This window comes from Pseudomonas sp. BN411 (genome assembly GCF_029871235.1).
In the GTDB taxonomy this organism is placed as follows: Bacteria; Pseudomonadota; Gammaproteobacteria; order Pseudomonadales; family Pseudomonadaceae; genus Metapseudomonas.
The window spans coordinates 66,522-75,306 of the sequence record NZ_SSOM01000026.1 but is presented as its reverse complement, the minus strand read 5'-3'; the positions used below and the strand labels follow the sequence as shown (position 1 = coordinate 75,306).

The 8,785-nt window shown below is 62.3% G+C and carries 8 protein-coding genes; all 8 read left to right on the top strand.

The genetic code is table 11. The features are described from left to right. The coding region (locus E8F06_RS02425; protein ID WP_280363826.1) for a bifunctional aconitate hydratase 2/2-methylisocitrate dehydratase at nucleotides 1-1,477 on the top strand (1,477 nt) is incomplete at its 5' end. A gap of 164 nt (nucleotides 1,478-1,641) precedes the next feature. Further along, nucleotides 1,642-1,851: a YgdI/YgdR family lipoprotein gene (locus tag E8F06_RS02420; RefSeq protein WP_280363823.1), complete on the top strand. Its 210-nt coding sequence runs from the start codon at nucleotides 1,642-1,644 to the stop codon at nucleotides 1,849-1,851. A 180-nt stretch (nucleotides 1,852-2,031) separates the two neighbouring features. Further along, nucleotides 2,032-3,246, top strand: a complete 1,215-nt coding sequence (locus E8F06_RS02415; protein ID WP_280363821.1) for a CmpA/NrtA family ABC transporter substrate-binding protein — start codon at nucleotides 2,032-2,034, stop codon at nucleotides 3,244-3,246. A 21-nt stretch (nucleotides 3,247-3,267) separates the two neighbouring features. Then, nucleotides 3,268-3,846 carry an ANTAR domain-containing response regulator gene (locus tag E8F06_RS02410; protein ID WP_280363819.1) on the top strand — a complete coding sequence of 193 codons (579 nt, stop codon included), beginning with the start codon at nucleotides 3,268-3,270 and terminating at the stop codon, nucleotides 3,844-3,846. A 100-nt stretch (nucleotides 3,847-3,946) separates the two neighbouring features. Then, nucleotides 3,947-5,299 (top strand): pyridoxal-dependent decarboxylase, encoded by a 1,353-nt coding sequence (locus tag E8F06_RS02405; protein WP_280363817.1) that lies wholly within the window; start codon nucleotides 3,947-3,949, stop codon nucleotides 5,297-5,299. Nucleotides 5,300-5,460: 161 nt separating this feature from the next. Next, nucleotides 5,461-6,705: an alanine transaminase gene (gene alaC / locus E8F06_RS02400; protein ID WP_280363816.1), complete on the top strand. Its 1,245-nt coding sequence runs from the start codon at nucleotides 5,461-5,463 to the stop codon at nucleotides 6,703-6,705. 467 nt (nucleotides 6,706-7,172) lie between these two features. Beyond that, a complete protein-coding gene (locus tag E8F06_RS02395; protein WP_280363813.1) occupies nucleotides 7,173-7,832 on the top strand; it encodes a hypothetical protein in 660 nt (219 codons plus the stop codon). 235 nt (nucleotides 7,833-8,067) lie between these two features. Continuing rightward, nucleotides 8,068-8,754: a polysaccharide lyase family 7 protein gene (locus E8F06_RS02390; protein WP_280363812.1), complete on the top strand. Its 687-nt coding sequence runs from the start codon at nucleotides 8,068-8,070 to the stop codon at nucleotides 8,752-8,754. Nucleotides 8,755-8,785: the final 31 nt, after the last annotated feature.

The window sequence follows — 8,785 nt, the reverse complement described above, 5'->3', positions numbered from 1 at the left end:
CGGCAAGGGCTTCACCCTGGCCCAGAAGATGGTTGGCCGTGCCTGCGGTCTGGCCGAAGGCCAAGGCGTCCGTCCGGGCACCTACTGCGAGCCGAAGATGACCACCGTCGGTTCCCAGGACACCACTGGCCCGATGACCCGCGATGAGCTGAAAGACCTCGCCTGCCTCGGCTTCTCCGCCGACCTGGTAATGCAGTCCTTCTGCCACACCGCTGCCTATCCGAAGCCCATCGACGTCAACACCCACCACACCCTGCCGGACTTCATCAAGACCCGCGGCGGCGTGTCCCTGCGTCCGGGCGACGGCATCATCCACAGCTGGCTGAACCGCATGCTGCTGCCTGACACCGTCGGCACCGGTGGCGACTCCCACACCCGCTTCCCGATCGGCATCTCCTTCCCGGCCGGTTCCGGCCTGGTAGCCTTCGCTGCGGCCACCGGCGTCATGCCGCTGGATATGCCGGAATCCGTTCTGGTGCGCTTCAAGGGCAAGATGCAGCCCGGTATCACCCTGCGTGACCTGGTGCATGCCATCCCCTACTACGCCATCCAGGCCGGCCTGCTGACCGTCGAGAAGAAGGGCAAGAAGAACATCTTCTCCGGCCGCATCCTCGAGATCGAAGGTCTGAACGGCCTGACCGTCGAGCAAGCCTTCGAGCTGTCCGACGCCTCGGCCGAGCGTTCCGCTGCTGGTTGCACCATCAAGCTGCCGGAAGACGCGATCGCCGAATACCTGAAGTCCAACATCACCCTGCTGCGCTGGATGATTGGTGAAGGCTACGGCGACGCCCGTACCCTGGAGCGTCGCGCCCAGGCGATGGAAGCCTGGCTGGCCAAGCCGCAACTGCTGGAAGCCGACAAGGACGCCGAATACGCCGCCGTTATCGAAATCGACCTGGCCGACGTGAAAGAGCCTGTGCTCTGCGCGCCGAACGACCCGGACGATGCCCGCCTGCTGTCCACCGTGGCCGGCGACAAGATCGACGAAGTGTTCATCGGCTCCTGCATGACCAACATCGGTCACTTCCGCGCTGCCGGTAAGCTGCTCGACAAGGTCAAGGGTGGTATCCCGACCCGTCTGTGGCTGGCTCCGCCGACCAAGATGGACCAGCACCAGCTGACCGAAGAAGGCTACTACGGCATCTACGGCAAAGCCGGCGCCCGCATGGAAATGCCGGGTTGCTCCCTGTGCATGGGCAACCAGGCCCGCGTGCAGACCGGTGCCACCGTAGTCTCCACCTCCACCCGTAACTTCCCGAACCGCCTGGGCGACGCCACTAACGTCTACCTGGCCTCCGCCGAACTGGCGGCCGTTGCCTCCATCCTGGGCAAACTGCCGACCGTCGAGGAGTACATGGAATACGCGAAGAACATCGACAGCATGGCTGCCGATATCTACCGCTACCTGTCCTTCGACCAGATCGCCGAGTACAAGGAAGCCGCTGCAAACGCCAAGATCCCGGTGGTCCAGGCCTAAGGCCCCATCGGTAGCTCGGTAAAGAGAAAGCCCCGCCCCGTGCGGGGCTTTTTCTTTTCTGCAATCTGCATCACAGGCCTTCCGCATTCCCATCGAACCGACTTGCAGGTACCCCCTCAGCAGCTATGTTGCAGATATGAACCCCACAACGGGGGGAGGCCTCCATGAAAACCTGGTTCCTGATCCTCACTTGCACCCTTGGCCTGGCAGGCTGCTCAAGTGAATACCTGATCGCCACGACAGACGGCCAGCTCATCGCCACCGACGAAAAACCCGAACTGGATAGAGACACCGGCATGCTCGAATTCGAGGACCATGAAGGCCGCACGCAGCAGATTCCACAAAACCAGGTGAAGCAGATCATCGAACGTTGAGGTAGCTCCGACCTCCGAATCCTGCCCCGCCATTGCGGGGCTCTTTTTTGCGTCACTGGCATATCGCTTGCTTCATCAGCAACAACGAGGCGCGCTCCAACGGCGGAGCGGGCTGATGACAATGGCGTCGACTCCGGACACACCGGATCGACGCCATTTTGCTGATAGGTGGCAATCGACATGACGGACAAGCAGAACATCACGCGCCCGGACAACCTGACCTGGGTCGCAGGCAGCGACGCCCCGGAGAAGTGCGTGCTCAACCTGGGCTTCATGCCCCTGACCGACTCGGCCTCGCTGATAGTCGCCGCCACCCAGGGCTTCGCGCAGCCATACGGACTGACCCTGGACCTGCATCGCCAGTCGTCCTGGGCCACCCTGCGCGACAAACTGCTCTCTGGCGAACTGGATGCCGCGCAGGCGCTCTATGGACAGGTCTATGGCATTGAACTGGGCATCGGTGGCCCGGCCTCGGAGATGGCCATCCTCATGGGGCTCTGCCAGAACGGCCAGGCCATCAACTTGTCCGAACCACTCAAGCGCATTGGCGTGACCAGTTCCGATGCGCTGGCCAATCACGTGCACCATAGCGGTGCGCGTCTGACCTTCGCCCAGACCTTCCCCACCGGCACCCACGCCATGTGGCTGAACTACTGGCTGGCGGCCCAGGGCATCCACCCACTGCGGGACGTGGACACAGTCGTGGTCCCACCCTCGCAAATGGTCGCCCACCTCAAGGCAGCACGTATCGACGGTTTCTGCGCCGGCGGCCCCTGGGGTGCGCTGGCAGTCGACCAGGGCCAGGGCTTCACCCTGGCCACCAGCCAGATGATCTGGCCCGATCACCCAGAGAAGGTCCTGGCCGTTACTCGCGAATTCGCCGAGGAGTACCCCAACACCGCCCGCGCTTTGACCATGGCAGTCCTGGAAGCCAGCCGCTTCATCGATGCCAGCGAGGAAAACCGCCGTAGCACGGCCTGGCTCATCAGTGGCAGCGATTACGTGGACGTGCCGCTATCGGCCGTGGAGCCACGCTTCCTCGGGCACTACCAGGATGGCCTCGGCAATGCCTGGGAGGACCAGCACCCGCTGCGCTTCTTCGACGGCGGCCAGGTGAACATGCCCTTCCTCTCCGACGGCATCTGGTTCATGACCCAGTTCCGTCGCTGGGGGCTGCTGCGGGACGACCCGGATTACCTAGCCATCGCCCGACGCGTGCAACGTCTGGACATCTACCGCGACGCTGCAGAAGCGCTCGATATCCCGGTCCCCGACCTGATGCGCAGCGCCACCCTGATCGACGGGCGCCTCTGGGACGGCAGCGACCCTGTCGCCTATGCCCGGAGCTTCCCGATCCATTCCCTGGCCGGCCACGCCCGCGCCATTGCCCTGTAGCCGTTGGGGAAGACCGCCGCCATGTTGCGCATCCTGCTGATCAACGACACCGCAAAGAAAGTCGGGCGCCTCAAGACCGCCCTGGTGGAGGCCGGCTTCGAAGTCATCGACGAGTCCGGATTGACCATCGACCTGCCGGCCCGCGTCGAAGCCGTCCGCCCGGACGTGGTGCTGATCGATACCGAATCCCCTGGCCGCGACGTGATGGAGCAGGTCGTGCTGGTCAGCCGCGACCAGCCCCGCCCCATCGTCATGTTCACCGACGAGCACGACCCCAAGGTCATGCGCCAGGCCATCCAGGCCGGCGTCAGCGCCTACATCGTCGAAGGCATCCAGACCGACCGCCTGCAACCGATACTCGACGTCGCCATGGCGCGCTTCGAAGCCGACCAGGCGCTGCGCGCCCAGCTTAACGCCCGCGACCAGCAACTGGCCGAACGCAAGCGCGTCGAACTGGCCAAAGGCCTGTTGATGAAGATGAAGCATTGCGGCGAAGAAGAGGCCTATACGCTGATGCGTCGCCAGGCCATGAGCCGCCAGCAGAAGCTGATCCAGGTTGCTGAGCAGATCATCGCAATGCACGACATGCTCGGCCATTGAAGCCCGAGCCCAGCGCAACTGTATGCCGTCAGGTGTATCTGCTGGCGTTCGCGCGGTCCCGCTAAGGTAAGGAGCACTCTCTCCCTCCCGCGAGACCGCCATGGATAATGAACGCCAGCTCCTCGAAGACGCCGACCGCCGCGCCCTCGCCTACGTCGACGGGATACCACAGCGCCGGGTCTTCCCCTCCCCGGACGCCATCCAGGCGCTGTCTGCCTTCGACGGGCCATTGCCTGACCAGGGCCGCCCTGCGGAGGAAGTGCTGCATCAACTCGATGAGCTGGGCTCCCCTGCCACCACTGCTTCCAATGGCGGGCGCTACTTCGGCTTTGTGATCGGCGCCACCCTGCCAGCCGCCGCAGCTGCCGAGCGCCTGGCACTGGCCTGGGACCAGTGCGCGTCCTCCTTCGACAACTCCCCCGCCGCTGATCGCATCGAAAAAGTGGCCGCACGCTGGGTATTGGAAAGCCTGGGACTGCCCATCGGCAGCGCCGTGGGCTTCGGCACCAGCGCCACCGCCTGCACCCTCGCCTGTCTGTCCGCGGCACGCCGCACGCTGTTGGCGCGCAAGGGCTGGGACTTCGACGGCGACGGCCTGATAGGTGCACCCGAAGTGCGCGTGGTGGTTTCTGCCAGTGTCCACATCACGGTGAAGAAGGCGCTGCGCATCCTCGGCTTCGGCATGAACCGCCTGTTGGTCGCACCCACCGACGAATACGGCCGCATCGACCCGGCGCGCCTGCCGCCGCTGGACGACATGACCGTCCTCTGCCTGCAGGCGGGCGAGGTCAACACCGGCGAGTTCGATCCCTTCGCCGAGCTGATCCCCCGTGCAAGGGCTGCCGGCGCCTGGGTCCATGTCGACGGCGCCTTCGGCCTCTGGGTCCGCGCATCGTCCCAGGCGCACCTTGCCGCTGGCGTCGAGCAGGCCGATAGCTGGACCTGCGACGGCCACAAATGGCTGAACACTCCCTACGACGGCGCCATGGCCATCTGTCGCGATGCCGACGCCCTGGCCACGGCGATGAACAGCAATGCCGCCTATGCCACGGCCTCGCGGGATGCGCAGAAAAACCTGACCCTGGAATTTTCCCGTCGCGCCCGTGGCATTCCCATCTGGGCCGCTCTGGCCGCGCTCGGTCGCAATGGCCTGGCAGACATGACCGATCGCCACGTGCGCCAGGCCGATCACCTCGCCGGACGCCTGCGCTCAGCCGGCTATCAGGTGGTCAACCGCGTGGTCCTCAACCAGGTTCTGGTGCGAGCCGACACCGACGAGGAAACGGTAGCCATCCGCAACGCAGCCCAGGCATCCGGCGAGGTCTGGTTCGGCCCCACGCTGTGGCAGGGCCGCCCGGCATTCCGCCTCAGCGTCTCCTCCTGGCGCACCACCGACGCCGATATCGAGCGCCTGGCCGACCTGCTCGCCCGCTTGAAGAGCAGTTCCCGCTGAAGCCCTTGGCTGGCGCATCTTCCACTGACGGAGATGCGCCAGTGACGCAGAAAAAACTTCCCTCGACAAACGGCCCGAGAAGCCCGTATCTTCGCCGCCAGGCCACCGCAGTGGCCGACGTCGCTCGGACGGTTCCGGGCGCTTACGTATCCGAGGAAAGCATGACTGACCAGCGTTCACCGCGCCGTTTTGCGCGCATCGATCGTCTCCCCCCCTACGTCTTCAACATCACCGCCGAACTCAAGATGGCAGCACGCCGTCGCGGCGAGGACATCATCGACCTCTCCATGGGCAACCCCGATGGCGCCACCCCGCCGCACATCGTGGAAAAGCTCGTACAGGTCGCCCAGCGTGAAGACACCCACGGATACTCCACTTCCCGCGGTATTCCACGCCTGCGCCGAGCCATCTCGCGCTGGTACAAGGACCGTTACGACGTGGAGATCGATCCTGAAACCGAAGCCATCGTCACCATCGGGTCCAAGGAAGGTCTGGCACACCTGATGCTCGCCACCCTGGACCACGGCGACACCGTGCTCGTGCCCAATCCCAGTTACCCGATCCACATCTACGGTGCGGTAATCGCCGGCGCCCAGGTGCGCTCGGTGCCCCTGGTGCCCGGCGTGGACTTCTTCGCCGAGCTGGAACGGGCCATTCGCGAAAGCATTCCGAAGCCGAAGATGATGATCATCGGCTTCCCCTCCAACCCCACCGCCCAGTGCGTGGAGCTGGATTTCTTCGAGCGCGTGGTCGCCCTGGCCAAGCAGTACGACGTCCTGGTGGTCCACGACCTGGCCTACGCCGACATCGTCTACGACGGCTGGAAGGCGCCCTCCATCATGCAGGTGCCCGGTGCCAAGGACATTGCGGTGGAGTTCTTCACCCTGTCCAAGAGCTACAACATGGCGGGCTGGCGCATCGGCTTCATGGTCGGCAACCCGGAACTGGTCAGTGCCCTGGCGCGGATCAAGAGCTACCACGACTACGGCACCTTCACCCCGCTGCAGGTTGCCGCGATTGCCGCCCTGGAAGGCGACCAGCAATGCGTTCGCGACATCGCCGAGCAGTACCGTCAGCGCCGCAACGTGCTGGTGAAGGGGCTGCATGAGATTGGCTGGATGGTGGAGAACCCCAAGGCGTCGATGTACGTCTGGGCCAAGATCCCCGAGCCCTACGCCGCCATGGGGTCCCTGGAGTTTTCCAAGAAGCTCCTGGCCGAAGCCAAGGTCTGCGTATCGCCCGGGCTGGGCTTTGGCGACTACGGCGACGACCACGTGCGCTTCGCCCTGATCGAGAACCAGGATCGTATCCGCCAGGCCGTTCGCGGCATCAAGGGCATGTTCCGTGCGGACGGGCTCCTTGAGTCGCCGGCAGCGTCCAAATCCCGGAAAACCGGCAAGGCGTGACGCCGGATTGCGCCCCCAGGTCACAGGGGGCGCACTTCCCACTGAACTTCCCCGAAACGCCCACCTGGCAAGGTTTCCTTGCCTTTTCAAGCGCTTGCAGCGCCCCTCAAGTCACTACCGCCCGTCGGCTTTCAGCTCAATTTTTGAACAAAGCGAGGGTAGGATGACTCTGATGAAAGCCGAAGTTCATCGCGCCTCTTCTTGAACCATGGCTGGTCACCGGCGCGCATGTCTATCTAATTCCCCTTGAGTCCGGAGTGATTCCAAATGCACTAGTTCACGTGCAGGTGGTTTCTCTGTCTCAAAAAAGGAGGAGTGCTTATGAAGACATGAAATATAACTAGATATGCGAGTTCAACCTGACCATCACTCAAGGTCCAAAGAGACCAACGAGTAAATTTAAAACAAACATCGGTGCCATTCCTGCATCAGCACACCAACTTACTTTGTAAAACAAGAGGTCAACCATGGAGCTGTATCATCTAATTACTTCCCTGTTCAAACAGGAAGCAACCATGGAACTAATGCGCATGGGTGTCGTTTATGCCCACCTGATCGCTTGCTGCGTGGCTATCGGCCTGGTCCTGACCAGCGACATCGCCATGATCAAGCAAATGATCTCCGGCGAAGACGACGCTGCCCATAGCGACAAAACCCATCTTGATACTCTGAAGAACACTGTACTGCTTGCACTCGCGGCACTCTGGGTTACAGGGATAGGTATCATCCTGTTGGATTACTCTGTCAAAGGCGCGGTGTACTTCCTCAACCCTAAACTCCAGGCCAAGATCCTGGTCGTGGCACTGTTGACCGTTAACGGTTTCCTGCTTCACAGCGCTGTACTGCCGGCCATCAAGAAGGCTGGCTCGCTGGTCAAAATGGAAACCAATGCCCGCACCCTCGCGGTGTTCTCGGGCGTCGTCTCCGGAGTTTCCTGGTTCTACGGAGCCATGCTGGGCATCGCTCGTCCGCTCAGCTGGAAATACTCCCTTGGCGAAATCATGTTCGCTTACCCGCTGTTCATCTGCCTTGGCTTCGTCGCGATGACGCTGCTGGTGAAGTGGGCAAGCAACAGAGCTGAAAATCTCACTCCTACTCGAGTGAATCCCGCACTCGCCGCTTGGTAAGAGATAGCTGGGCAGGGATGCCCAGTTTCAAAAAGAAGTTTCCGTGCGAATACAAACGGGGAACTTCACCCAATATTAAATCCTATATATCCGCATTAATTCCTGTAGCTACCTGACCGCCCCTCCAGCCAAGCGGGTACCAGAGTCCCAATATTCCTCTCCTCCGCCCCGGAACTTTTCCCCCTCCTGCATGTACGAACTGCTGCCCCCAAGAATTCAGCAGTAAGGACATACAGTGATCGACCTCAGCACCTGGAACCTGACGGTCCCAGCTACCACCTCCAATACCCTCATCGAAACTGGCCGTCTCAACAACGGCTATGAAAGTCAGTACTTCCGTCGCAACTCCGATGGCAGCATCAGCTTCTGGGTTCCAGTGAATGGTGCTCGTACTGAAGACTCCAGCTATCCCCGCACCGAATTGCGAGAGACCCAGACCGACGGGACCCTCAGCTATTGGTATCACGCCAGCGCGGACAACTACCTCAGCGCCGTACTCTCCGTAGAGCAGGTGCCCAGCTCTCAAAAGATCGTCATCGGCCAGATCCACAGCAAGGATCAGCCAGGCAGCCAGAACGACCCGCTGTTGAAAATTCAGTACCACTACCTGCGCGGCAATGGCCGTATCGAAGCGCTATTGCGCAAGCGCCCCGGCGATACGGAAGTGGAGAACATTCTGCTGGCAGAGAACGTCGACCTCGGCGAGCGGTTCGGCTACGACCTGCGCATCACCCCCAGCGGCAGGCTGGGTATCGTTATTACCAGCAACGGTGACGACGGCAACCTCTATCGCGAACTCAGCGCCTACTGGGGTAATCAGCAGCTCTACTTCAAAGCCGGCGCCTACATCCAGGACAACTACGGCGCCGAAAACGAGGGTGGCCGCGTCACCTTCTACTGGCTGAACGGCCTGCATCGCTGATATTCAGCCGGCAAATGCCGGGCCATCCCCT